Genomic DNA, 23,062 nt, shown 5'->3' with positions numbered 1-23,062 from the left:
CTGTTCAAAAAGCGGCATTGACCTTTTCCCACTCTATCTGTTAAGCTACAGGCAGGTATACCAGACAAGATTTCCAATGCAGGCTGTACCTGATAACCCGAAAAACAAAATGCCGTTTTCCCTGTAAGGAGCCATTTATGAAAAATAAAATATTAGTCATAGAAGATGACGCTGATATCAATACTCTCTTAAAGAAAATCCTGGAACGGGCAGGCTACGAAGCGGAAACCGCTTTTTCCGGCACAGAAGGCCGGCTGCTGCTTAAGCTGAACACCTATGATCTTGTTCTGCTGGACTTAATGCTCCCGGGGCTGTCCGGTGAAGAACTTCTTACGGAAATCCGTAAGACACTGCGGATGCCTGTCATAGCCCTGACTGCCAAAGCCGGGCTTTCCGATAAGGTCAATGTTCTGGGAGCAGGCGCTGACGATTACATCACCAAACCCTTTGAAAAACAGGAGCTTCTGGCAAGAATCCAGGCACAGCTTCGCAGGGCCGGCGACTATTCCGCCGTACAGGCGGACGCCTCCTCCCCTCAGAAGCTAACCTGCAGGGAGCTGGAATTATATCCGGAGAGCCACAGGGTACTGCTCAGAGGGGAAGAAATCCCCCTCACCACCCATGAATTCCTTCTCCTTCAGCTGTTAATGGCCAATCCTCAAAAGGTATTTTCCAGGGAGAACCTGTACCAGTCCGTATGGAACAGCGACTTTTACGGGGAAGACAACGCCGTCAGCGTCCACATCAGCAATATCCGCAAAAAGCTGGCAGCCCTTACCGACGAAGAATATATACAGACCGTGTGGGGCATCGGCTACAAAATAAATCTTTAAACTTTCTTTATACTTTCCATAGGACTGCTAAAAAAATTAAGGCTATCCTGAAGGAAACAACAAGAAAGGAGAATTTTCCATGAGTGAATCAGTACTGACAATGAATCAGGTGGAAAAAAGATACAGGAATGTCCCTGTACTGCAGGATATAACGATGGAAATCCCCAGAGGCTCCATCTACGGGCTGGTGGGCAGCAACGGTGCCGGCAAATCGACGCTGATGCGTCTGATATCCGGACAGACCCGGATCGATCGGGGAGAAATACGGCTTTTCGGGAAAATCCCCGAGAAAAAAGAACAGCGCGTCCGCCGCCGGATCGGAACCCTGATAGAAGAACCCGGCTTTTACGGTGATCTTTCGGCCCGGCAGAATCTGGAATATTACCGTCTCCAGTTCGGGATTCCGGAAAAGGAAACCATATCCCGGCTGCTGGATATGGTGGGGCTTGGAAATACGGGGAAAAAGAAGTACCGGAATTTTTCCATGGGAATGAAGCAGCGTCTTGGCCTTGCCCTTGCGATGCTCGCCGCCCCTGAATTTCTGGTTCTGGACGAACCCATCAACGGCCTGGATCCGGAAGGGATCCTGGAAATCCGCAATATCCTTCTCAGGCTGAACCAGGAAAACGGCATTACCCTTCTGATCTCCAGCCATATCCTCTCGGAGCTGGAAAATCTGGCTACACAATACGGTTTTCTGTCCCACGGGAAAATGCTGGAACAGATATCCGCAAAGGAACTGAAGGACAAGTGCGGCACCTATATCATACTTGAGGTTGACGATGCGGGACAGATGGCGGTTATCCTGGAGAAGGAGCTGGGGATTACAGAATACAAAATATTACCGGATGGACATTTTCATATCTACGCCCCTCCTGAACGGAAGGAAGAAATCAGCAGGGCCGCCATTCTTCATGGAATCGGCCTGCATGCCATCAGCGCACTGAATATAGAGCTGGAGGATTACTATATGAATCTGATGGGAGGGAATGCAGATGCTTAATTATATGAAAAGTGAATGGTACCGGCAGCGGAACAACCGGGGACTGCAGAACACAATACTGGTATGCCTGGGGCTTATTTTTCTGATGGTCGCAGTACTTGCCTTTTTCGGAAGGCGGCCTGGGTTCGCCTATGCCAATACCTATTTTGCATTCAACGGCATTTTTACCTCCATGTCCGGTATTTTCCCCCTCACACTGGTTTTTGCCGGCTTTATGGAGAATAACTCCCGCAACAGACAGTCTCCCCTTAAAAACAGCGTGGCCTTCGGTATTCCCCGCAGCAGTATTTATCTGGGAAAATTCCTGGTGCAGCTGCTGATATGCACTCTTGTCTATCTGATCCTGCCGGCTGTTTTAGTATGTTTATCCTGGCTGTTTCTGGAACACAGCAATGAAGGGGAATGGTATTATCTGGTTCATGCCCTGCTCGGAGGCTACCCCCTGTGTGTTTTTATGCTCTCCATCGGCTTCTGCTTTATTTTCAACATCGGAAACAGCATATCAGGCATTCTTCCGATATTATTTATTGTGTATATCCTTCCCTATCTTTTCCGTTTCCTGGGAATGAAATACCCGATTTTTTCAGAAGCCGCGGAATGGTGTCCCGCGAGCATGCTTGGTCTTACCTTCGACAATGCAGGCATTCATTTTTACTGGGATACTCCCATAAGAATGCTGCGCTGCTATCTCTCCGGCCTGGGCGGAGCCCTGATCTTTCTCTGTGCCGGGATTTTCTGGCTGAAGAAACGGGAGATACGGTAATAAAAAAACATGGAAAAGAGGCAGTGCTATGGTCTGTAAAATATTATGTATTCTTTTGTTCCTTATTGTTCTGGCGCTGGCCATGCGCCTCTTTTCCCTGCGCCGCGGTCTTCTGCTTATCCGCAGGGATCTGAAGGAAATCAATGACGAAGGAATTTCCCTGCGGCATCTGACTGCGGAATCTCCCGACACACACCTGCAGGAGCTTGCCGGAGAAATCAACCGGTACATCGATGCCTCCTTTGCCAAAAGCCGCATGGAAAGCATGCGGGAACAGGAAATCCTTGCCGAAATCACTAATATTTCCCATGATCTGCGGACTCCTCTCACGAGTATTTCCGGATACCTGGAATTGATTGGAGAAGAAGAATTAAGCCCGGAACAAAAAGAAAACCTGGACGTGGTACAAAGGCGTACCGCATATCTGAACCAGCTGATTGCCCAGCTGTATGAGTACAGCCGCCTGGAAAACCAGGAGCTTCCCCTGAAGCAGGAAAGGCTGGATATCACCCATCTGTTTAAGGAGCATATCCTGGCCTTCTACGGGGAATTTGAAAAGGCAGGATTGAAACTTACCCTGCGTCTTACGGATGAACCCCTGTGGGTATCTGCCGATGAAAACGGGCTGCTGCGGATCTTCCACAACCTGACCTCCAACTGCCTCAAATACGGGCAAAAGGAAGCCTCCATTTCCCTGGAATGCACTGCGGGACAGGCGGTTCTCACTTTTCGCAACCCCGCGGAAGGATTTACGGAAAAAGATGCGGAACAGATTTTCCATCGTTTCTACCGGAAGGATGCTTCCAGAAATGCCCAAGGCAGCGGACTGGGCATGTCGGTGGCAAAGCTGCTGGCCGAACAGATGGGCGGCCGGCTGGACGCGCGGCTGGAAGAAGGCATGCTGGCAATACGCCTTCTGCTGCCCTGCGCAGATAAGTCTGACGATACCTGAATTTATGAGTCTTTACCTTCCGCATTAACGTAAGGTTTCCCTCCTCCGCGAACAGCATGCCGTTTTATCCCCTTTACAAAGACCGCGCCTGCAAATACACCGGCAGTATTCAGTATCAAATCATCCAATTCCGAATAGCCTGTGCCGAAAAGATACTGCAGGCTCTCGATAGTCAGGGAAAAAAGGAAACCGCCCAGAACAATCTTCCATGACCTTTTCCCCCGGGATTTATGCTCCAGGTACATTCCGAAGGGCACAAACCATATGATATTCCCCACAAATAAATAAAGGAAACGGAACCAGTCATCCTTTTTAAGCAGCGGGACATAGCCCTGAAATAAAGTGAGGTTTATGCTTCCGTTTTTCAGCAGTTCCACAGGAAGGAACCCCGGACGAAATACGGTGATGCGCAGTACTGCGGCAATATATAGCCAAAACAGAACTGTGGGCAGGTTCCTGTACTTATCCTTCATCTTATCTTTATCCCCTCTCTCGCCATACGGGTCTGTCTTATGCGGCATCCGGACTGTCTTTCTCTTTGTTAGTATCCAAAAGATACCATGTTACTATAATGTACCTTCTTTACTTCTGACACCTATGGAACTATTATAAACACGCAGGCAGATGTCAGCAAGCCTGAAAACAGTTTTAGAGGAGGTATCACATCATGGAAGTAAAAGATATTTTTTCTTTATTAGTAAAAGAAATCCACTCTACGGTTTTTGCAACAGTGGACAAAAACGGATTCCCCCATACATGCGTCATAGATCTGATGCTGTGTGACGATAGCAGCATATATTTTCTCACATCCAGGGGAAAAGAATTTTATACAAGGCTTCTTAATCAGGAATACGTTTCCCTCAGCGGCATGAAAGGGAATGATACCCTGTCAACGGTAGTTGTTTCTGTCCGCGGGAAAATAAGAGAACTGGGAGGCGGGCTGGTCGGAAAAGTGTTCGAACAAAATACTTATATGGAACGGATCTATCCCAACGAAATCTCCCGAAAGGTTCTTACCGTATTTCAGATTTATGAAGGAGAAGGTGAATTATTCGACTTGCGGCAGCAGCCTCCCTTCCGGGAAAGCTTTTCCTTCGGAGGCGCAGACATTACACAGGCAGGATATCACATTACGAACGACTGCCGTCAGTGCGGAAAATGTGTACAGGCCTGTCCGTCAGGATGTATAGAAGAAGGAACGCCTTTCTTTATCCATGAGGAAAACTGTATTCATTGCGGAACCTGTTATGAAATCTGTCCCTTTTCCGCTGTGAAAAAGAAAAAGGAAGAGATTGACAGAAGATAATTACAGGCGTACAATGAACATCGTTCATATTATTAAAACTTTTATGGAGGATGTTCCGTTGAAAATCAACAAAAAACATTTACTGCTGCTGGCAGGCATTATCTGGGCCATTGCCGGATTCAACATTCTGAGAATAGGAATCCTTTCCTATCGGGGCAATGTCACCCTGGTGAATCTGTTCCTGTCATGTGTGATATTTACCGCTTTCTGGTTCCTGGTATTTGACAAGCTTGTCAGAAAACATACCTTCCGTATTCTTAATTATCAGGAGGAAAAACAGTTCTTCCTTAAATTTTTTGACATCAAATCATTTTGTATCATGGCTTTTATGATGACCTTCGGTATCGGCCTGCGTGTTTCCGGCCTTTGTCCGGATTTATTTATCGCCGTATTCTATACCGGTCTGGGGACCGCCCTTTTCCTTGCAGGCGCTTCTTTTGCCTGTAACTATTTTCAGGCTCTCCGTACCTGCGGGGAGGACGATCCCGATCCGGTTTCCTGAATTAAGCGATACCTTTTCTACTCTTTGTCCTCATAAGGTCCTATGTCACTGCCGTCTTCCCTGTATTTGTTATACATCCAGTTGCCTGTGATTTCATTGCGGATATGCAGTTTTCCGAAGCTGTCTTCCAGTTCAAACAGGAGCATCCGCTCTTTTCCCGGCCGGTTGGGGGTATGCAGACACATCATCAGCGTTCCGTCAAACCTGGTAAACACCATGGAATGTCCGCCGTCCTGGCTGAACAGTGGTTCCGGCTCCTGTTTCCACGGCCCTGTGATCTCTCCCGACAGGGAACGGGCATAACCGCATGTATAGGCTGTGTTGGAAAAACTGCTCCAGAGCATGAGCAGTTCCCCGTTTTGGGCCCGGTAAAGGTAAGGGCCATCAGTCACCCTTGCCCAGCCCATCTTGGGCTGCGGCTCTGTCAGCTTCCATAAATCTCTGTCATCCGTAAAACGCCAGGGCGCTTCCGACGCCCGGAACAGGATGACAGGCTCCCCGATGGAATCCGACAGATCCTCTTCCATACGGATAGCGCAAATCTGTCCATCCTGAACCTGCAGCCATTCATGGCAGAATACCATCCAGGGCTTACCCTGTCTGTCTTCGTATAAGGTTCCATCCAGACAATGCCAGTTTTCCGGAGTTGCCGGCTTATTCTTTTTAGGAAGGAACGGCCCCCTCGGCGTTTCTGCCTCCAGAAACTGACACCCTCTGTATCCTCCGGGCGCCCGGAAGGAACTTACCATATAATACTTTCCCCGCCAGTAATGGCACTCCGGAGCCCAGAAATCCAACGGCCCCCAAAAGTTTTCATCCGGTTCAAACACAGGATAGCTTTCCGACCACCAGACAAGATCGCTGCTTTCCCTCACGTTTACGGCCCGCCCCTTCTGTCCCGGACGTTCAAAACAATCGTAGAGAAAATATTTCTGTTCCTTTTCCCAGGGAACAATACATACATCTCTGGTATGCAGATCCTTAACGTGAATTTTATCCCCCATAGTTTACGCCTCCTCCTTTTTATGCTTTCTATATTGCCAGAATAACACCTTTTTCCGGCAATAGCCATAGAAATCTGCGGACAGGAAGTTTGACTTTCAAACCGATAACATTTAGAATCAAATAAAGGATTCGCCGCATATTCTGCCAATGCCAGCGTCTCTCCGGATGCAGACTTAACTGCCCCTATTACCCTACAGCAGCTGTAACAAAGAATGACCTCATAAACAATAGGAGAAAATACATATGAAAACTCTGATATGGAATGGATCTCCAAGGAAAAACGGCGATACTGTCAGTTTGTTAGAGCAAACAGTAAACAAGTTAAATGGAGAATACAAGATTGTTAATGCCTATTTTTGTAAGGTATCACCATGCATGGATTGCCGTTTCTGCTGGTCAAAAGCAGGATGTTCCATAAAGGATGAAATGCAGGAAGTATATGCTTATATACAGGAATGCGATAATATTTTACTGGCGTCTCCCATTTATTTTTCGGAACTTACAGGAAAGCTTTTGGATTTGGGCAGCCGTCTGCAAACCTATTACAGCACCCGATTTTTCAGGAAGGAAGAACCCGTTTCCAAGTCAAAAAAGGGGGCTGTTATCTATCGGCGGAGGAGACGGACACATGGACAAAGCCTATGAAACAGCCTGCACCCTTTTACATCATATGAATTGTCATGATATATTCCCTGCGGTTTACAGCCACAATACAAATAACAGGCCTGCTGTGAAGGATCCGGATGCACTGAATGGAATTAATAATATTGTCAGGTACTTTAATCAAGCGGAGGCAAAATAGCCTCTTATTTTTGCGGTTATAACCATATAAACTATTTTATTTTCTCTTGTATTGCGGTATGCTGTATACGTGGAGGTGATGTAATGATTGAACGGCCGTTTTATACAAACAAAATCCTGTCTTATCTGGATACACCCTTTGTTAAAATCTTAACCGGCGTACATCGCTGCGGAAAATCTACAATTATGAAAATGGTAATGAATGAATTGCAAAACCGCGGTATAGAAAAACAACGTATTCTGCATTATAATTTTGATTCTTTGGAGCATGAGGATCTTAAAACAAGCAAAGCATTATATACTGAATTGAAGCCCCGCCTTTCTGAAGATAAAAAAACCTATATATTTCTGGATGAAATCCAGGAAGTCCAGTCATGGGAAAAGGTGGTTAATTCACTTATGACCGATTATGATGTAGATATTTATGTTACCGGTTCTAATTCACGCATGATGTCTTCGGAAATTTCCACGTACCTCACAGGGCGATATGTATCATTTCGCATTTACCCGCTTTCCTTTTCCGAATATCTGACTTTCCGCAAAGTCTATACAGAACTGTCAGATATCCATATGGAGCTTGCCAATTATCTGAGGCTGGGTGGTTTCCCCGCACTTCATCTTCAGAAATATTCTTTTGATGATGCTTATACAATTGTGAGAGATATTTATCATTCAACAATCTTTACAGATATCGTAAGACGGAATACTATTCGAAAGGCAGACCAGTTGGAACGCATTGTCCGCTTTGTTTTTGACAACACAGGCAGAACATTTTCAGCATCAACTATATCCAAATACCTGAAAAGTGAAAATCGAACCATTGATAACGAGACTGTTTACAGTTATCTGACAAAGCTGGAAAATGCCTATATCATCCACCGATGTTCCAGATATGATGTACAGGGAAAAGAAATATTAAAAACACAGGAGAAATTTTATCTTGCGGATCCGGCTTTCCGGTATAGTATATTGGGCTATACTCCAGACAGTACGGCCGCCATGCTTGAAAACCTCATATATCTTGAATTACGGCGCAGGGGGTATGATGTTTATGTAGGGAAACTGGATAATATGGAGATAGACTTCATCGCTGTTAAACAGGAAAACAAGCTGTATATCCAGGTGACCCGGGAAATCGCTTCTCCTGAAACAGAACAGCGGGAATATGGCCGTCTTCTTGATATCCGGGATAATTACCCCAAATATGTTCTTCGCACAGACGCCTTTGCTGCTGGAAACTATGAAGGGATTAAAACCATGCACATTGCCGATTTTCTGCTGAGTGATGAATACTGAGCCATTGATTATGCTCATACTCCGTAATCGCTCCGGCCGTTACTTCAGTGCTTTTCGCATAACTACTCTGCCTTCACGTTCGCCATATCTGCTGAACCCGCATTTTTCATACATCGTCAGCGGACCTCTGAATTCATGATCTGTTTCAGTGAACTCCTTGTTGACATAAGCCTCTGCAAAATCAAAACCATCTGCCGCTGCATCCAGACAAACACGTTCCAGCAGCTTCGTGGCCACACCCATTCTCTGCACCTTCGGCGCAACTACAAAACAAAATATGGATTTTACTTTGATATCCGCACTATATTCTTCTATCGGCCAGTATGAGCGCAGATAGTTTAAACAGAACCGGCAATCTGCGTTGGCGTTGCACCATCCCACAATCTCGTCCCCGCAATAGGCAAGATACCCCTGTAAGCTGCCGGATTTAACAAACTGAAGGGCGCGCGCTCTTCTCTCCTCCTGTGCAGGAAACCAATGATCGCCATCACCTGCATAAGAATTGTCGCTGCGCCAGGTAACGCAATAACATATGCATTCATTAAAGTTATGGGGTGTTACGTCAAAAAAGTGAACATAATCTTCTGCAAGTTCCGGGGTTAATTTTTTGATTTCTATTTCCATATTGTCACCTCGCCATATATAAATTTTCTTCATGTTTCTGCCTCAGGATACTGTTTCTTCCTGCTGGCAGGCCGCCTGCTCCTTGATTTTTTTCCATTGCCCGGAGAAGAAATAGCTGAGCATACACAGCATTCCAAAGGCAAAGCTTATGGGCAGACAGGCCATAACATAACCGCCGTCAATAAAATAGGTGATCAGATATCCTACAGGTATCCGAACGGCCCAAAGCATCAGAAGATTGACAATCGTGGGGAAACGCACCTCACCCATTCCGTTTACAAAGGAAATAATACCGTTAAAGACGGCAAAAGTCCAGGTGAAGGGAAGGACAATACGGATATAACGCACCGCAAAATCCAGCACTGCCGGATCCTTCGTAAAAAGACTTAAAAGGGGCCTGCTGAAGAATGTCACAAGAAGCCCTGCCATACAGGTGATAAGCCCGGAAAACAGAGGGATCTGCAGCCCTCCTTTTTTCAGATATACATAATTCTTTGCCCCCAGATTCTGGCCGGAAAAGGTGGTGGCAGCTGAGGACAGGGAGTTTATCGCCACATTGGCAATCCCGGTAACCTTACCGCTGACCGCACAGGCGGCAATAAATACGGAGCCCTGCATATTGATCAGGGACTGCATCAGAATATGTCCCACAGAATAAATAGAACCGTTCAGCCCCAGAGGCAGGCCGATTTTTACTATAGCTGCCAGCATTGCCTTATTCAGCCGTTTGGGAAGCAGGGTAAAGCCCAGCTCCGGATACTGCCTACGTATATAAGCCACACTGAACAGCCAGGAGCAATACATGGCGAGCATTGTTGCCAGCGCCGCTCCCGCCACATCCATCCCCAGCCCTGCCACAAACAGCAGATCCAGCGCAATATTCACAACACAGGAAACTAGCAGGAAAAGCAGGGATGCCCTGCTGTCACCGACTCCCCTCAAAATACCCGCATTCATATTATAGCCCATGTTTCCCAGTGTCCCGATAAAAATAATGCGGATATACGAGTTGGCAAGGTCCCAGGTATCAGGCGGCACCTGCATGATTTTCAGCACAAGCGGCCCGGCAAACTGCCCGATCACCGCCAGCGGAATGGCGCATATGTATAAAAAGGAAATAGCCGTTGCGACAATCTCCCTCTGGCTTTTCCCGTCGCCGCTTCCGGAAAACTGGGATACCAGAATCGATACCCCTGTTCCCAGGCCCAGGAAAATGCACAGCAGCATTTCAACAGGCTGACTGCTCGTCCCCACCGCGGCAAGGGATACAGAACCGCAGAAATTGCCGATTACCAGCGTATCGACGGTTCCATATAGCTGCTGCAGCACATTCCCCGCGCATATAGGCAATGCGAAAATCAAAACCTGCCTCATTATGGAGCCTTGTGTCATGTCTATTTTCTTTGATGATTTCATAACAGCCCTTATCCTCCCCCGGAATGGCTTTCTTGCCTTTGCATAACATATATCTTGCATATTTTTAACATTTCCCATACATTATAGCACCGACTGACGGCCTGTGACATCTTTTTTATTCACTATATGCCTTTCTTTTCCCCGCCTGTTTCTTGACATCCTCCGCCAATCGTATTTAAAATAGAACTTACATACAAGGATGTGCAATCCGGAGCCAACCACCCCGCCGCAGGCGGCGGGGCATCAAGGATGCCGCATCAGAAAGGCAATTACATGAAACTAATCCTCTCTTACATCCGGCGCCATATCGGCATGTTTGCCACCGCGCTGTTCTTTTTAAGTTTGGAAACACTGGCGGACTTGATGCAGCCCACCTTTATGTCCTACATTGTGGACGACGGCGTAAAGGGCCGGGACATCGGCAGGATCCTGATGTACGGCGCTATTATGCTGGGAATCGCAGCCTTGGGGGCACTGGGGGCAGTCATGCGCAATATCTATGCCAGCCGTACTTCCCAGCAGATAAGCCGGGAGATGCGCAGCGATATCTACCGGAAAGTACAGACGCTTTCCTTTGAGAATATCGACAGGCTGCAGCCTTCTTCCATCATCACACGGATTACCAATGACGTAACCCAGATCCAGAACTTCATCAACGGCAGTATGCGTATTATGATGAAGGCCCCCATTACCTGTCTCGGCGCAATACTGCTCATCATCCTGCAGACACCGAAACAGATACCCATGATGATATTTATCTTATGCATTTCTTTTTTGCTGATCGCCGCCAACATGGCATTAGGCTATCCCCGTTTCGGGAAACTGCAGCGCAAGCTGGACCGGCTCAATGAAGTCAGCCGGGAATTTCTTTCCTCCATACGTGTGGTAAAGGCATTCTGTGCCCAGGAGCAGGAAGGCGAAAAATTCCAGGCGGCGGCAGAGGATTTTGCCGGGGCAGGAGTCTCCGCCATGCGTGTTTCCGCAGTCTTTTCCCCTCTGATCAATCTGACCGTCAATGCCGGGATCGTCGTGCTCCTGTGGCTTTCCGGCAGCCAGGACAGCGGGCAGATCGGCCGTCTCATGGCATCGGTCAATTATATGACCCAGGTGCTTTTCTCCCTGGGAATGGTCTCCAATATACTGAATACGGCGGTGAGGGCCACAGCGTCTGCGGGACGTGTGGGTGAAATTCTTACGGAAGAACCGGCCCAGAAGAATGCGGCTTCCCCCAAAGATTTCTCCGGCGAAGGCGCAGTCTCCTTCCGTGATGTATCCTTTTCTTATGCAGGCACCCCGGAGCCGGCGCTGGAGCATGTGACTTTTACAGCCAATCCCGGGGAAACCATCGGCATTATAGGGCCCACCGGCTCCGGCAAATCCACTCTGGTGAATCTGGTCCCCCGTTTCTACGATGTATCGGAGGGAACTCTCCTGATAGACGGTATCGATGTGACTCAGCTTGACCCGGATAAACTCCGGGCGCAGATTGCCGTAGTTCCCCAGAAAGCCCTGCTGTTCTCAGGAACGATTGCGGAAAACCTTCGCTGGGGAAAAGAAAATGCTTCGATGGAGGAGCTTCAGAGGGCGGCGGAAATGGCCTGTGCGGATTCTTTTGTCAGAAGCTTCCCGGATGGCTATGAAACCTCTCTTGGACAGGGCGGGGTAAATTTGTCCGGTGGCCAGAAGCAAAGGCTTTCTCTGGCGCGTGCGTTGCTGAAAAATCCCCGTATTCTCATTCTGGACGACTGTACCAGCGCCCTGGATGCCACCACGGAAGCCGCTGTGTTGAACATGCTGCGAAGCCAATGTGCACAGATGACTGTCCTCCTTATCAGCCAGCGGATTTCCACCGTCATGCGCACGGATCGGATCCTATGTATGGAAGACGGCCATGTTATGGGCTTCGGAACCCACAGGGAGCTTCTGGAAAGCTGTCCTGTTTATCAGGCTGTTTATGCATCGCAGATTGGAGGTGTGCAGCATGAGTAAGGATATAACACCGCCCCCTTCCACCTTCGGAAAGGGCCAGCGCGGCAAACCGGTCGTAAAGCCCAAAGATATGAAAGGGACACTGCGCAGGCTGTGGGATCTCACCAGCGGGCAGCGCGGCGGACTGGGCTGGCTGCTTTTGCTCTCAGCCATCGCCAGCGTCTCCACCATACTCTCTCCTCTGCTTATCGGAAATACCGTAACTGCCATCGATACCGGCAATCCAGCGTTACAGCTTCTGCTGTTTCTGGCCGCCCTCTATCTCACGGACTGGCTTGTACGGTTTCTGCAGCAGTTTTTCATGGCTTCCATCGGGCAGCGGATTATTCTGCATATCCGTAGCACGCTGTTTGATAAGATGAAAGCCCTGCCTCTCGCCTTTTTTGACAGCCGGCAGCACGGGGAACTGATGAGCCGCCTCACGAATGATGTGGATAATATCAGCACTACGATTTCCGATTCCCTGACACAGCTCATGACCTATGGCTTTACCATTCTGGGTGTATTATGCATTATGATATATTTAAGCCCGGGCCTTACCTGCATCGCCTTTCTGTCCGTATGGCTTATTTTTCTTCTCACACGTACCATTACGAAGCATACCAGAAAGCTGTTCGCTTCCCAGCAGCAGATACTTGGGAAGCTCAACGGCCAGGTGGAAGAAAGCATTTCCGGCCTGAATATGGTAAAGGCCTTCGGCAGGGAAAAGGAAATGATCCGGCAGTTTGAGGAAAGCAACGACCAATTGTGCCAGGTTGCAACAAAAGCCCAGATCTGGTCAGGCTTTCTCATGCCGCTCACCAACGTGATCAATAACCTTAACTTTGTCATTGTCGCCGTAATCAGCGGAATCCTGGCGGCTGCAGGAAGAATCAATGTGGGGCTGATTTCCAGCTTTCTGCTGTATTCCAGACAGTTTTCCAGACCCTTCGTGGATATTGCCAACATATACAATAACTTCCAGACGGCTGTTGCCGGTGCGGAACGTATTTTTGAGATTCTGGAAGAGGAACCGGAACCGGCCGACAAAGAAGAAGTCCTGCCCCTCAGAGCGCCCCGGGGTGAAGTGGAATTTTCCCATGTGACCTTTGGCTACAAACCGGAGGAGCCCGTTCTGAAGGACGTGAGCTTTCACGTTCCCGCGGGGACCAGAGTTGCCGTGGCAGGCTCTACCGGAGCCGGTAAGACCACGCTCATTAATCTGCTGACCCGTTTTTATGATATTGACGGCGGCAGTATACTGCTGGACGGACAGGATCTTCGCGATTACAGGCTTCAGGACCTGCGGGAAACCTTTGGCGTGGTACTTCAGGATACGGCGTTATTCTGTATGAGTGTGCGCGAAAATATCAGCTACGGAAAAAGAGATGTACCGGAGGAAAGAGTGCGGGCCGCCGCTAAAATGGCGGGTGCGGATTCCTTTATACGGCGGCTTCCCCAGGGATATGACACCCTGCTCACCCAGGGCGGTTTAGCTCTGAGCCAAGGAGAAAGGCAGCTTCTGACCATCGCCCGGGCCGTACTCCAGGATGCGCCTATCCTGATTCTGGATGAGGCCACCAGCTCCGTGGATACGGTAACGGAACAGCGGATCCGCAAAGCGATGCTCACCATCACCGAGGGCAGGACCTCCTTCATCATCGCCCACCGGCTTTCCACGATCCGGGATTCGGATCTCATTCTGCTTATGGAGGACGGACAGATCGCAGAAAGAGGGACTCACGAGGAACTGATGGCACAGAACGGACGCTACGCACGGATGTACCGTACACAGATGGGCGAAGAATAAAGAGGCCTGAAAGAAGGGCATTCCCAGTCAAGCGTCGTTCTGCCCTCCCATGTTATCTTAAGAAAAAAGGAGGTAACAAACTATGCATGCCTGGGAACAAATACAACTAACACTGGATTTTATCGAAGAACATCTGAACGAGGACATCAGTACCGAATACCTTGCGGGGCTCGCCGCGCTGTCTCCCTTCTATTACCAGCGCCTCTTCCGCCGCCTGGTAAAAAAGCCTGTGGGAGAATACATCAAGCTGCGCCGCATGGCAAAGGCCACGGAACTTCTGCTTAACAAGGATCAGCGGATTTTAGACACAGCCCTTGATCTGGGCTTTTCTTCCCATGAACATTTTACCCGCTGTTTTAAGGAAACCTTCGGAATCACACCGGAGGAATACCGCCGCAGCCCCTGTACAATGAACTATATGACAAAGCCGGAGCTGCTTCTGCATTACACGCTGATTGATGAAGGGGTGCCGCTTATTACGGATGGTATTGTTCTGGAGCTCAACCGAAAACAGGTGGAAGAACCCATTCTCTTTGCCGGTTTTGTAAATAAGACACCGGTCCAGTTTACGGAAGGATTAGGCACAGAATCCGGCGTTGATCCTCTTGGCGCTCTCTGGGACAGGTTTCATGAACAAAAAGAATCGGCAATGGGCAGTTTGGAGGAAGAAGAAATCGGTGTTTCCTATCCCTGTACCGAAGAAGGCTATTTCAACTATTTTGCAGGAGCAAAGGTCCTGGCAGAAACGGTACCGGAGGGCTTCCAATCGTGGACGCTTCCTGAGGGAGAATATCTTGTCTGCTCTTTTGAAGCAGAAAACTTTGATGCCCTTGTTCTGGACGCCCTTTATAAAGCAAACCAATATCTCTTTAATACCTGGCTTCCAAACCATAAGCTGACAACGGTACCCCTCTGTGCGGAACGATATGCGAGCCATGCGGCGCAGACCGCCAGTATGGAAATCTGGCTGAAGCTGAAAACTGACTAAGCCCTCGCTCCTATTTTTACAGCAAAATATAAGCTTCCGGCATGTCCGTACCTGAAAGGTACCGAACGATGCCGGAAGCTTTTTTCTGACTGTTCCGCGTAAAAAGACTCAATCTTACTTATCTTTGATCCCGCAGCATTACATCATGGGCTCCGCCTTCCACAATACTTGTGGAGGAAACCAGTGTAATCTTTGCCTTTTTCTGCAGTTCTGAAATAGTGAGCGCGCCGCAGTTGCACATCGTGGAGCGCACCTTGCTTAACGTGAGGTTCACATTATCCTTCAGGGTACCGGCATAAGGGACAAGGGAATCCACACCTTCCTCAAAAGAAAGCTTGCTTTCTCCGCCCATGTCATAACGCTGCCAGTTTCTTGCCCTGGCGCTTCCTTCTCCCCAGTATTCCTTCATATAGCTTCCATTGATATTCACCTTTTTGGTAGGGCTTTCATCAAATCTGGCGAAATACCGGCCGAGCATGATAAAGTCGGCTCCCATGGCCAGAGCCAGCGTCACATGATAATCGTGTACGATTCCTCCGTCAGAGCAGATAGGAACATAAATCCCTGTCTCTTCATAATAAGCATCTCTGGCCTTCGCCACATCGATCAGCGCGGTGGCCTGTCCTCTTCCGATGCCCTTCTGCTCCCGGGTAATACAGATGGCGCCTCCGCCGATTCCTACCTTGACAAAATCAGCCCCGGCCTCTGCCAGAAAACGGAAGCCCTCTCCGTCCACCACATTTCCGGCTCCTACCTTTACTTTATCACCATAATTATTCCTTATGTAGTCGATCGTAATTTTCTGCCACTCCGAAAAGCCTTCCGAACTGTCAATACAAAGGACATCCGCACCCGCTTCCAGCAAAGCGGGAACCCTTTCCGCGTAGTCTCTTGTGTTAATGCCGGCTCCGGTCATATAGCGCTTGGAGGTGTCGATCAGTTCGTGCTCATTATTTTTATGGGTATCATAGTCTTTCCGGAAAACAAGGTAAACCAGTTCCTGATCCTTATTTACCAGCGGCAGGCAGTTAATTTTATGCTCCCAGATAATATCATTGGCTTCCTTTAAGGTTGTCTCCTCGTGGGCATAGACCAAATCCTGGAATTTGGTCATAAAATCCTTAACCTTACACTCCGGGCTCATACGGCTCACGCGGTAATCCTTATTGGTGACAATGCCCAGAAGCTTTCCGTTCGGTCCGCCATCCTCCGTAACCGCAATGGTGGAATGGCCTGTCCGCTCCGTCAGGCGGAGGACATCCGCCAGCGTCATTTCCGGCGATACATTGGAGTCACTCACCACAAAACCGGCACGATAGCGTTTTACCTTTTTCACCATTTCCGCCTGCTTTTCAATGGGCTGGGAGCCATAGATAAAAGACAGGCCGCCCTCCTGTGCCAGGGCGACCGCAAGCCTGTCATCGGAAACAGACTGCATAATAGCAGATACCATGGGAATGTTAATGGACAGAGAAGGTTCTTCCCCCCTTCTGTACTTAACAAGAGGCGTTTTCAGACTCACTTCCGACGGGATACACTTTGCCGAAGAATACCCCGGGATCAAAAGATATTCACTGAACGTTCTGGATGGTTCCTCATAATAAAATGCCATGTCACTTCTCCTTTTCCTTTGCTTACTCTTGCATCCGGTTACATACGCGCCCTTATACAGGTTTCCAGAATATCCACTGTCTTTTCTATTCCCAGCTTACTGCTGTTGATAGAAAAGTCATAATTCCTGGAATCTCCCCATTTACCCTTACAGTAATAATTGTGGTAGGATTTTCTGTTCCAGTCCTCCCGTTTCATCATCCGTCTGGCTTCTTCCTCCGATACACCATATACCTTCTGGATTCGTTCTGCCTTTACATCCGGATCTCCCAGGACAAACACCGTCACCAGCCCTTGTGTTCCCTTCAGTATCGTCTCTGAACAACGTCCCACAACAACAAAGGATTCCCCGTCAGCTGCCTTCTTTTTCAGGTAATCAAACTGCATATTCGCCAGATTCTCCTGCACGGAATTGGAATATCCCCGGACCGTTCTGGAAAAAAGCCTGCTTTTAGGCTTTTCGTCATATTTTTTCAGTCCGTCGTGAGGAATTTCTTTTTCTTCGGCGATCTGCTCCAGCAGGTTATTATCATACAGCACAAGCCCAAACCTCCTGGCAAGCTCCTCCGCAATCACATGCCCGCCGCTGCCGAATTCTCGTCCTACAGAAATAATTAACTGTTTTCCCATAACACTTCCCCCAGCTTAATAAATTTTCATACCTTCTCTTTTATTTTAGCATGTATACACACATTGGCAAGTGTTTTGACATATCCTTCCAGAATATCTATCGTACCTTCTATTCCAAGCCTGCTGCTGTTGATGGAAAAATCATAATTCCTGGAATCCCCCCATTTTCCTTTGCAGTAATAATTATGGTAGGTTTTCCGCTCCCAGTCCTCCCTCTCCATCATATGTATGGCCTCTTCCTTCGAAACACCATACACCTGCATCACTCGTTCCGCCTTTTTCTCCCGGTCTCCCAGGATAAAAAAGGAAATGAGGCCCGGAAAGTCCTTCAGCTTTGTTTCCGCACAGCGGCCCACAACAACAAAGGATTCCCCGTCAGCCGCCTTTTTTCTCAAATACTCAAACTGCATGTTGGCAAGATTCTCCTGGGCCGAACTGGAATACCCTCTCACCGTACGGGAAAGAAGCTTGTTCTTCGGCTTCTCATCAAATTTTTTCAGTTCTCCGTGATCGATGTTTTTTTCCTGTGCGATATGTTCCAAAAGGTTGCTGTCATACAGCGCCAGATGGAACCTCTCCGCCAGAGCCTCCGCGATCACATGCCCGCCGCTGCCGAACTCGCGGCCCACGGAAATAATCAGTTGTCTGTCCATAAAAGCCCCTTTCTCCTAAAAATACCGGATATAAATACTGATCATGGATATCAGCACCACCAGGATCGTTGCCGGCGCCGCATACTTACAATACTTTCCCCAGCCGATCATGTGGCCTTCCTTCGCCGCAACAGAAATACCCACAACATTGGCGGACGCACCGATGGGGGTGGCGCTGCCGCCGATATCGGTTCCCATAGCAAGCGTCCAGGCCAGTACCGAAAGATCCACTCCGGAGGCTGCCGCTAGGCTTTTGATGACCGGGACCATCGTCGCCGCAAAAGGAATATTATCCACAAAAGCGCTGGCAATGGCGGAAATCCACAGTACGATGGCGATCATCAGCATGGCATTGCTGCCGCTTATCTTCGCAATAAAACCAGCTATCAGCTCCAGGATTCCCGTCTGTTCCAGTCCTCCGACCACGATAAACAGGCCGATAAAGAACAGCAGGGTTTTATAATCCACCTTTTTCAGCAGGATTACCGCCTCCCTGCCTGCCGTTATCAAAGATACCGCGCCGATAAACACTCCGATGGCAGCAACTGTCAGACCAGTCTGGGCGTGAGTGATTAAAAGCACTACCGCACAGGCAAAAATAATACAGCTGATGATAAAATCCTTCTTATTTTCTATCGCATCCCTGGGATTGGGATAAGATACCGCTCCCCTTCCCGCGGCGCTTTGCTGCAGCTCCTTACGGAAGCAGAAATAAAAATAGACGATGGTAAAAACAAGGGCGATCAGTGCAATAATTCCCGTATTCCTGATGAAATTCCCGAAAGAATAGCCCAGTGACGTCCCTATAATAATGTTCGGCGGATCACCGCACATCGTAGCCGACCCGCCAAGATTGGCGCAGAAAATCTCGGAAATAATCATGGGAACCGGATTGAACTTCAGCAGACGGGCCAATTCCACCGTTGCCGCCGCCAAAAACAAAATAACCGTAATACTGTCAATAAACATGGCCAGGATGCTGGACATCACCATGAAAGTGATGAAAAGCGGAATCGTCCTGTACTTCACCGCTTTTGCAATCCGCAGGCAAAGCCACCGGAAAAAACCGGCGCGCCCCATTCCTTCCACCATGAGCATCATTCCTGCAATAAACAGGATCGTCGCCCAGTTAATCCCTGAGGACGACTCGGAAGCCTCCCCCGCCTGATACCAGAAGCCTGCCGCAAAAAAATCCTTCAGCGCAAGCGTGTTCCAGATGGCCGTCATGCTATGCATGCTCAACCCGAAAACCAGAACAATCATCAGAAGCCCACACCCCAGGGAAACGAGATGCCGCTCAATTTTCTCCGACACAATCAATCCGAACATTGCTAAGAAAATAACTACTGCTGCTATTTGTGCTGCTGTCATATCCTACCTTCCTCCTCATGCGTACTTCTATTACACTTCTAAAATAAATAGGAAAACCGGGTCAGAAATAAAATTTCTGATACCCGGGGTGTAATTATAGTACAAAAAGGCACGGATGGATAGAGCAATATCTCACAACTTTTTATATGCATCCACAGCCATTTGGGAAGGAATTGAATCCCCGCAGGCGCATATATCCCCGGTTTTACTGAAAAAATGCCGGTACTGTATGGCATGTTAATGTTTTGCTAAGAATCTGCAGGAAAGAAAAACTGCGGGGAAATCAATCCACACAGACATTGATTTCCCTGCAGCTTTTCCGCAGTATATATACAAGGGGCCTGAACAGCACAAGGCACAAGGCCACATTTCCGATACAATGGGGGATATCATAAGCCAGGCCGGATACCCAGTAGGCAAACGCGGCTGACGGTCCCCCTATCGCAAAATAAGGAAGCGAACAGAGAGCGCCGAAGGTAATTCCATAAAAGCCGGACAGAATACTCCAGAAAACCACAGACTTCTGCTTTCTGAAAAGAAGATTGATAACCGCCTGTATACTCCACACATACAGATAGTTGAACCACCAGATCCCGAAGCCGTATACCAGTCCTTCCGCCAGAACAAAAACATATATAATAAAAAAGACCTTTTTCCGAAAGACAATACTGTACACCATGATGAGCAGAGTAACGACTTCAATGTTGGGAAGAAACCCCAGCGCTATCTGCCCGATGAGTAAAATAGCGCTTAACAAAGCCAGGAGCGCTGTCTCCTTCACTTTGAGGCCAGCCATCAATAGCCTTCCTTCAGAGTGAGTTCATAGCGATCCCCGTCCGCAATGGGCGTCTGGTCCGCGGAGGTGTTCACCATCTCCCCGCCCTTGGTCAAGCACCACCACTGCTGTTTGGAATCGTCCGCCTGTTCCCCGTCCGCAACGGTAATGAACAGACCATACTGTCCCTGATCCCCTTCCACAAGCTGCTCATCCTCCAGAACCTTTCCCAGGTATTCGGCATCCGTCTGATACCGGAATTCTTTTTCCGTACTGTCGGCATGAACGACTGTCACCGTTATATTCTTGCTTCCTACATTTGCGGAAGGCCGGAACCTCAAATACAACGCTCCCGCTCCCACACATACCAGAATTAACAGGACTGCCGCAATAATTGTACCTTTTTTCCCCTTCATGTTACCGCTCCTTAATGACATATCTTTCATTTACTTATGTAAATCCAGTAAATATTATCTATCATTAAACGCTGTTCTTTTTCTTTTGTCAAGCCCCTTAGGTGCTCTTTCTTCCCAGGGCATTACCGCTGCTGCTTCCCCTGCCGGTCAAACAGGCCTTTCTGCTTTCGGGGCTGCAGTATTCTGTGCCATAACTCCGACCAGGCGGTGGGGAACATAGGCTTCCTCCAGATAATTGATTTCCTCTTCCCTTAAAGTAAGTTCCGCCGCACGTGCCGCGCCCTCAACGTGATGGAGCTTTGTGGCTCCCGCTACCGGGGATGCTGCCTTTGTCAAAAGCCAGGCCAGGGCGATTTCTGTCATGGACACATTTCTCTCAGCCGCAAGCTGAGCTACCCTTTCTATAATCAATTCGTCCTGTTCTCTGGATGCATCATATTTCAATTTTGCGTAGCTGTCTTCCTCAAGACGTTTCGAGCGCTCATCCGGCCGTTTGGAAAGCCTTCCTCCCGCCAGCGCGCTGTAAGGGGTGAGCGCGATATTTTCCTCTCTGCAGTACGGAACCATTTCCCGTTCCTCTTCCCTGAAAATCAGGTTATAATGTCCCTGGACGGAAACGAATTTTGCAAACCCTTCCCTTTCTGCCAGTTCATTTGCCATACACAGCTGCCACGCAAAACAGTTGGAGATACCGATATACCTTGCTTTTCCTGCTTTTACGATCCGGTTCAGGCCATCCATGATCTCATAAAGGGGCGTCTTATAATCCCACATATGGTAAATGTAGAGATCCACATAATCCATGCCGAGATTGTCAAGGCTTTTATCAATCATCTTTTCAATATGCTTCTGTCCGGAAATTCCCGCCTCTATATCTTCTTTTGTGCGGGGAAGGAACTTGGTTGCCACCACAAAATCTTCTCTTTTGCCATAGTTCCGTAAAGCCCTGCCCAAAAACTGCTCGCTAGTTCCACTCTGGTACGCGATCGCCGTGTCAAAAAAATTAATACCCAGCTCCAGCCCTCTTTTGATAATTTCCCTGGTATGCTCCTCATCCAGTGTCCATGAGTGCTGCCCTCTTGCCGCATCGCCAAACCCCATACACCCCATACAGATGCGAGAAACGGTCAAATCCGAATTTCCTAATTTTGTGTACTTCATAAGATACCTCCATTCCTGTTTATTGTATTTCCGGATATTTAAAATGTCTAATACTTATGATGTATCCACTATCATGCCTATTATGTATTCCTGCATAAAAAATAAGCCTGACACACAGTTAACTGTGCAGCAGGCTATAATTATTCCATGCTTCAGAGGAAGATATCGCCGCCCCATGTCATTCTGGCAAGCGGCTATGGAGCATTTGTATAAACAGTGAAGCTGCCGGTTGAAAAAGCCGGTTCTTTTTCCATAAAAGCACACACCGGGTAGTATGCTCCGGATAAACAGGACAAAAACAGAGCTCCTCACTGTAATGGATAGACAATGCCCCGTCAAGACATACCGCACACCCCATGCCTGCTTCCACTAAAAGAGCTACATTGGACAACAGATTATACTTCACCGGAACCTTTAAATTTCTTTCCTCGCATCCCAACCAGTTAAGCACCTCGCTCAATGCCTTTTCCCGGCTTGGCAGGATCAGCGGATACGGCCTGATATCTTCCACCGCAATACGTTCCTTTTTTGCAAGAGGATGATCCTTCCGGCACAGGATGCCCCACGTTTCTTTTCCTGAGAAACGTATGAATTCATATTTGCTCGTATCAATCGGCTCCAATACCAGCCCTATATCCAGTATTCCCTTGTCAATCTTATCCTTGATATGATCCGCCATTTCATTATACAGTTCAAACTGCACATCAGGATATTTGTCAGAAAATCTTTTCATATAAGAGGCCAGTATCCGGCTTCCCAATGCTTCCGCCGCCCCAATTGCAATGGTGCCGCTTATCTTTTCTGTTTTATCGCGGAATGCGTTTTCTGCTTTGTCGGCTAAATCAACAATTTCTTCCGCCTGCTGTTTAAACAGCAGGCCATCCTCCGTTAATGTAACGGAACGTTTTCCCCGAATCAACAAAACTGTTCCCAGCTCCTGTTCCAGATCCATCATCTGTCTGCTGAGCGTCGGCTGTGTAATATGAAGCATTTCCGCCGCTTTTGTTATGCTGCCTTCCTGGACTATTGCTAAAAAATAGCGAAGTGTTCTGATTTCCATGCCGCATACCTCTTGCTTTTCCATACTTATATCATACTGAACGGTAAGTACTGATGCAATCATAACACTAAAAGAGCATTACTGGCAACTTTTGGTGATTGGCACAGATAACGGTATC

General features: G+C 48.2%; 24 protein-coding genes. 12 read left to right on the top strand and 12 right to left on the bottom strand.

Annotation, left to right across the window (positions count from 1 at the left end; translation table 11 throughout):
- The first annotated feature begins 137 nt into the window (after positions 1-137).
- The 4 genes from BLA28_RS14470 (at position 138) to BLA28_RS14455 (ending at position 3,551) form a co-directional block, all read left to right on the top strand.
- Positions 138-833 carry a response regulator transcription factor gene (locus BLA28_RS14470; protein WP_069158494.1) on the top strand — a complete coding sequence of 232 codons (696 nt, stop codon included), beginning with the start codon at positions 138-140 and terminating at the stop codon, positions 831-833.
- Positions 834-912: 79 nt separating this feature from the next.
- The gene (locus BLA28_RS14465; RefSeq protein WP_069158495.1) at positions 913-1,836 is read left to right on the top strand and encodes an ATP-binding cassette domain-containing protein; all 924 of its coding nucleotides are present in this window, start codon (positions 913-915) and stop codon (positions 1,834-1,836) included.
- On the top strand, positions 1,829-2,599 hold the full coding sequence (locus tag BLA28_RS14460; RefSeq protein ID WP_069158496.1) for an ABC transporter permease: 771 nt from the start codon (positions 1,829-1,831) through the stop codon (positions 2,597-2,599). The genes BLA28_RS14465 and BLA28_RS14460 overlap by 8 nt, the downstream gene beginning before the upstream one ends.
- A gap of 28 nt (positions 2,600-2,627) precedes the next feature.
- Positions 2,628-3,551 carry a sensor histidine kinase gene (locus BLA28_RS14455; RefSeq protein ID WP_069158497.1) on the top strand — a complete coding sequence of 308 codons (924 nt, stop codon included), beginning with the start codon at positions 2,628-2,630 and terminating at the stop codon, positions 3,549-3,551.
- A 2-nt stretch (positions 3,552-3,553) separates the two neighbouring features.
- Here the strand turns inward: BLA28_RS14455 and BLA28_RS14450 are convergent, their stop codons facing one another.
- Complete coding sequence (locus BLA28_RS14450) at positions 3,554-4,024, bottom strand: VanZ family protein (RefSeq protein WP_069158498.1); 471 nt, start codon at positions 4,022-4,024, stop codon at positions 3,554-3,556.
- Positions 4,025-4,218: 194 nt separating this feature from the next.
- Here BLA28_RS14450 and BLA28_RS14445 point away from each other — a divergent pair, with 194 nt between their 5' ends.
- Together BLA28_RS14445 and BLA28_RS14440 are read left to right on the top strand one after the other, a co-directional pair.
- Positions 4,219-4,857 carry a 4Fe-4S binding protein gene (locus BLA28_RS14445; protein ID WP_069158499.1) on the top strand — a complete coding sequence of 213 codons (639 nt, stop codon included), beginning with the start codon at positions 4,219-4,221 and terminating at the stop codon, positions 4,855-4,857.
- Between the two features lie 58 nt (positions 4,858-4,915).
- On the top strand, positions 4,916-5,359 hold the full coding sequence (locus tag BLA28_RS14440; RefSeq protein ID WP_242877720.1) for a hypothetical protein: 444 nt from the start codon (positions 4,916-4,918) through the stop codon (positions 5,357-5,359).
- A gap of 17 nt (positions 5,360-5,376) precedes the next feature.
- On the opposite strand, the gene BLA28_RS14435 is transcribed toward BLA28_RS14440, so the two are convergent.
- On the bottom strand, positions 5,377-6,363 hold the full coding sequence (locus BLA28_RS14435) for a glycoside hydrolase family 43 protein (RefSeq protein WP_069158500.1): 987 nt from the start codon (positions 6,361-6,363) through the stop codon (positions 5,377-5,379).
- A 244-nt stretch (positions 6,364-6,607) separates the two neighbouring features.
- Here BLA28_RS14435 and BLA28_RS34685 point away from each other — a divergent pair, with 244 nt between their 5' ends.
- The 3 genes from BLA28_RS34685 (at position 6,608) to BLA28_RS14425 (ending at position 8,461) form a co-directional block, all read left to right on the top strand.
- Positions 6,608-7,009 carry a flavodoxin family protein gene (locus BLA28_RS34685; RefSeq protein ID WP_242880631.1) on the top strand — a complete coding sequence of 134 codons (402 nt, stop codon included), beginning with the start codon at positions 6,608-6,610 and terminating at the stop codon, positions 7,007-7,009.
- A complete protein-coding gene (locus BLA28_RS34235; protein ID WP_242955480.1) occupies positions 6,993-7,166 on the top strand; it encodes a hypothetical protein in 174 nt (57 codons plus the stop codon). The genes BLA28_RS34685 and BLA28_RS34235 overlap by 17 nt, the downstream gene beginning before the upstream one ends.
- An 83-nt stretch (positions 7,167-7,249) precedes the next feature.
- Positions 7,250-8,461 (top strand): ATP-binding protein, encoded by a 1,212-nt coding sequence (locus tag BLA28_RS14425; RefSeq protein WP_069158501.1) that lies wholly within the window; start codon positions 7,250-7,252, stop codon positions 8,459-8,461.
- 39 nt (positions 8,462-8,500) lie between these two features.
- On the opposite strand, the gene BLA28_RS14420 is transcribed toward BLA28_RS14425, so the two are convergent.
- Positions 8,501-9,118 (bottom strand): GNAT family N-acetyltransferase, encoded by a 618-nt coding sequence (locus BLA28_RS14420; protein ID WP_242880632.1) that lies wholly within the window; start codon positions 9,116-9,118, stop codon positions 8,501-8,503.
- Between the two features lie 9 nt (positions 9,119-9,127).
- The gene (locus BLA28_RS14415; RefSeq protein ID WP_009250339.1) at positions 9,128-10,501 is read right to left on the bottom strand and encodes an MATE family efflux transporter; all 1,374 of its coding nucleotides are present in this window, start codon (positions 10,499-10,501) and stop codon (positions 9,128-9,130) included.
- 249 nt (positions 10,502-10,750) lie between these two features.
- On the opposite strand from BLA28_RS14415, the gene BLA28_RS14410 reads away from it, so the two are divergent.
- The 3 genes from BLA28_RS14410 to BLA28_RS14400 all read left to right on the top strand — a co-directional run bounded on the left by BLA28_RS14410 (position 10,751) and on the right by BLA28_RS14400 (position 15,267).
- The gene (locus BLA28_RS14410; protein ID WP_081330126.1) at positions 10,751-12,490 is read left to right on the top strand and encodes an ABC transporter ATP-binding protein; all 1,740 of its coding nucleotides are present in this window, start codon (positions 10,751-10,753) and stop codon (positions 12,488-12,490) included.
- Complete coding sequence (locus BLA28_RS14405) at positions 12,483-14,279, top strand: ABC transporter ATP-binding protein (protein WP_071699241.1); 1,797 nt, start codon at positions 12,483-12,485, stop codon at positions 14,277-14,279. The genes BLA28_RS14410 and BLA28_RS14405 overlap by 8 nt, the downstream gene beginning before the upstream one ends.
- Before the next feature lie 82 nt (positions 14,280-14,361).
- Positions 14,362-15,267, top strand: coding sequence for an AraC family transcriptional regulator (locus BLA28_RS14400; RefSeq protein WP_071699240.1), 906 nt, complete (start codon positions 14,362-14,364; stop codon positions 15,265-15,267).
- Between the two features lie 118 nt (positions 15,268-15,385).
- Here BLA28_RS14400 and BLA28_RS14395 read toward each other — a convergent pair whose 3' ends face one another.
- The 8 genes from BLA28_RS14395 to BLA28_RS14360 all read right to left on the bottom strand — a co-directional run bounded on the left by BLA28_RS14395 (position 15,386) and on the right by BLA28_RS14360 (position 22,944).
- Positions 15,386-16,879 (bottom strand): IMP dehydrogenase, encoded by a 1,494-nt coding sequence (locus tag BLA28_RS14395; protein WP_009250343.1) that lies wholly within the window; start codon positions 16,877-16,879, stop codon positions 15,386-15,388.
- A gap of 38 nt (positions 16,880-16,917) precedes the next feature.
- The gene (locus tag BLA28_RS14390) at positions 16,918-17,508 is read right to left on the bottom strand and encodes a cytidylate kinase-like family protein (protein ID WP_009250344.1); all 591 of its coding nucleotides are present in this window, start codon (positions 17,506-17,508) and stop codon (positions 16,918-16,920) included.
- A gap of 26 nt (positions 17,509-17,534) precedes the next feature.
- Positions 17,535-18,161: a cytidylate kinase-like family protein gene (locus BLA28_RS14385; protein WP_069154589.1), complete on the bottom strand. Its 627-nt coding sequence runs from the start codon at positions 18,159-18,161 to the stop codon at positions 17,535-17,537.
- A gap of 15 nt (positions 18,162-18,176) precedes the next feature.
- Positions 18,177-19,532 (bottom strand): ArsB/NhaD family transporter, encoded by a 1,356-nt coding sequence (locus BLA28_RS14380; RefSeq protein WP_069158505.1) that lies wholly within the window; start codon positions 19,530-19,532, stop codon positions 18,177-18,179.
- A gap of 283 nt (positions 19,533-19,815) precedes the next feature.
- Positions 19,816-20,328: a hypothetical protein gene (locus BLA28_RS14375; protein WP_069158506.1), complete on the bottom strand. Its 513-nt coding sequence runs from the start codon at positions 20,326-20,328 to the stop codon at positions 19,816-19,818.
- Complete coding sequence (locus tag BLA28_RS14370) at positions 20,328-20,723, bottom strand: DUF4430 domain-containing protein (RefSeq protein ID WP_069158507.1); 396 nt, start codon at positions 20,721-20,723, stop codon at positions 20,328-20,330. The genes BLA28_RS14375 and BLA28_RS14370 overlap by 1 nt, the downstream gene beginning before the upstream one ends.
- Before the next feature lie 147 nt (positions 20,724-20,870).
- On the bottom strand, positions 20,871-21,884 hold the full coding sequence (locus BLA28_RS14365) for an aldo/keto reductase (RefSeq protein ID WP_069158508.1): 1,014 nt from the start codon (positions 21,882-21,884) through the stop codon (positions 20,871-20,873).
- Between the two features lie 178 nt (positions 21,885-22,062).
- A complete protein-coding gene (locus tag BLA28_RS14360) occupies positions 22,063-22,944 on the bottom strand; it encodes a LysR family transcriptional regulator (protein WP_069158509.1) in 882 nt (293 codons plus the stop codon).
- Between the last annotated feature and the right edge of the window lie 118 nt (positions 22,945-23,062).

Origin of the sequence: Eisenbergiella tayi, assembly GCF_001881565.1 — a bacterium.
GTDB lineage: Bacteria > Bacillota > Clostridia > Lachnospirales > Lachnospiraceae > Eisenbergiella > Eisenbergiella tayi.
Note: the sequence above shows the minus strand (reverse complement) of the source record. Positions and strands in the feature narration are given on the sequence as shown.

Bases quoted from the DNA above. Each gene is read 5' to 3' on its own strand.
- BLA28_RS14470 (WP_069158494.1), top strand. From the start codon at position 138: ATGAAAAATAAAATATTAGTCATAGAAGATGACGCTGATATCAATACT.
- BLA28_RS14465 (WP_069158495.1), top strand. From the start codon at position 913: ATGAGTGAATCAGTACTGACAATGAATCAGGTGGAAAAAAGATACAGG.
- BLA28_RS14460 (WP_069158496.1), top strand. From the start codon at position 1,829: ATGCTTAATTATATGAAAAGTGAATGGTACCGGCAGCGGAACAACCGG.
- BLA28_RS14455 (WP_069158497.1), top strand. From the start codon at position 2,628: ATGGTCTGTAAAATATTATGTATTCTTTTGTTCCTTATTGTTCTGGCG.
- BLA28_RS14450 (WP_069158498.1), bottom strand. From the start codon at position 4,024: ATGAAGGATAAGTACAGGAACCTGCCCACAGTTCTGTTTTGGCTATAT.
- BLA28_RS14445 (WP_069158499.1), top strand. From the start codon at position 4,219: ATGGAAGTAAAAGATATTTTTTCTTTATTAGTAAAAGAAATCCACTCT.
- BLA28_RS14435 (WP_069158500.1), bottom strand. From the start codon at position 6,363: ATGGGGGATAAAATTCACGTTAAGGATCTGCATACCAGAGATGTATGT.
- BLA28_RS34685 (WP_242880631.1), top strand. From the start codon at position 6,608: ATGAAAACTCTGATATGGAATGGATCTCCAAGGAAAAACGGCGATACT.
- BLA28_RS34235 (WP_242955480.1), top strand. From the start codon at position 6,993: ATGGACAAAGCCTATGAAACAGCCTGCACCCTTTTACATCATATGAAT.
- BLA28_RS14425 (WP_069158501.1), top strand. From the start codon at position 7,250: ATGATTGAACGGCCGTTTTATACAAACAAAATCCTGTCTTATCTGGAT.
- BLA28_RS14420 (WP_242880632.1), bottom strand. From the start codon at position 9,118: ATGAAGAAAATTTATATATGGCGAGGTGACAATATGGAAATAGAAATC.
- BLA28_RS14415 (WP_009250339.1), bottom strand. From the start codon at position 10,501: ATGAAATCATCAAAGAAAATAGACATGACACAAGGCTCCATAATGAGG.
- BLA28_RS14410 (WP_081330126.1), top strand. From the start codon at position 10,751: ATGCCGCATCAGAAAGGCAATTACATGAAACTAATCCTCTCTTACATC.
- BLA28_RS14405 (WP_071699241.1), top strand. From the start codon at position 12,483: ATGAGTAAGGATATAACACCGCCCCCTTCCACCTTCGGAAAGGGCCAG.
- BLA28_RS14400 (WP_071699240.1), top strand. From the start codon at position 14,362: ATGCATGCCTGGGAACAAATACAACTAACACTGGATTTTATCGAAGAA.
- BLA28_RS14395 (WP_009250343.1), bottom strand. From the start codon at position 16,879: ATGGCATTTTATTATGAGGAACCATCCAGAACGTTCAGTGAATATCTT.
- BLA28_RS14390 (WP_009250344.1), bottom strand. From the start codon at position 17,508: ATGGGAAAACAGTTAATTATTTCTGTAGGACGAGAATTCGGCAGCGGC.
- BLA28_RS14385 (WP_069154589.1), bottom strand. From the start codon at position 18,161: ATGGACAGACAACTGATTATTTCCGTGGGCCGCGAGTTCGGCAGCGGC.
- BLA28_RS14380 (WP_069158505.1), bottom strand. From the start codon at position 19,532: ATGACAGCAGCACAAATAGCAGCAGTAGTTATTTTCTTAGCAATGTTC.
- BLA28_RS14375 (WP_069158506.1), bottom strand. From the start codon at position 20,328: ATGGCTGGCCTCAAAGTGAAGGAGACAGCGCTCCTGGCTTTGTTAAGC.
- BLA28_RS14370 (WP_069158507.1), bottom strand. From the start codon at position 20,723: ATGAAGGGGAAAAAAGGTACAATTATTGCGGCAGTCCTGTTAATTCTG.
- BLA28_RS14365 (WP_069158508.1), bottom strand. From the start codon at position 21,884: ATGAAGTACACAAAATTAGGAAATTCGGATTTGACCGTTTCTCGCATC.
- BLA28_RS14360 (WP_069158509.1), bottom strand. From the start codon at position 22,944: ATGGAAATCAGAACACTTCGCTATTTTTTAGCAATAGTCCAGGAAGGC.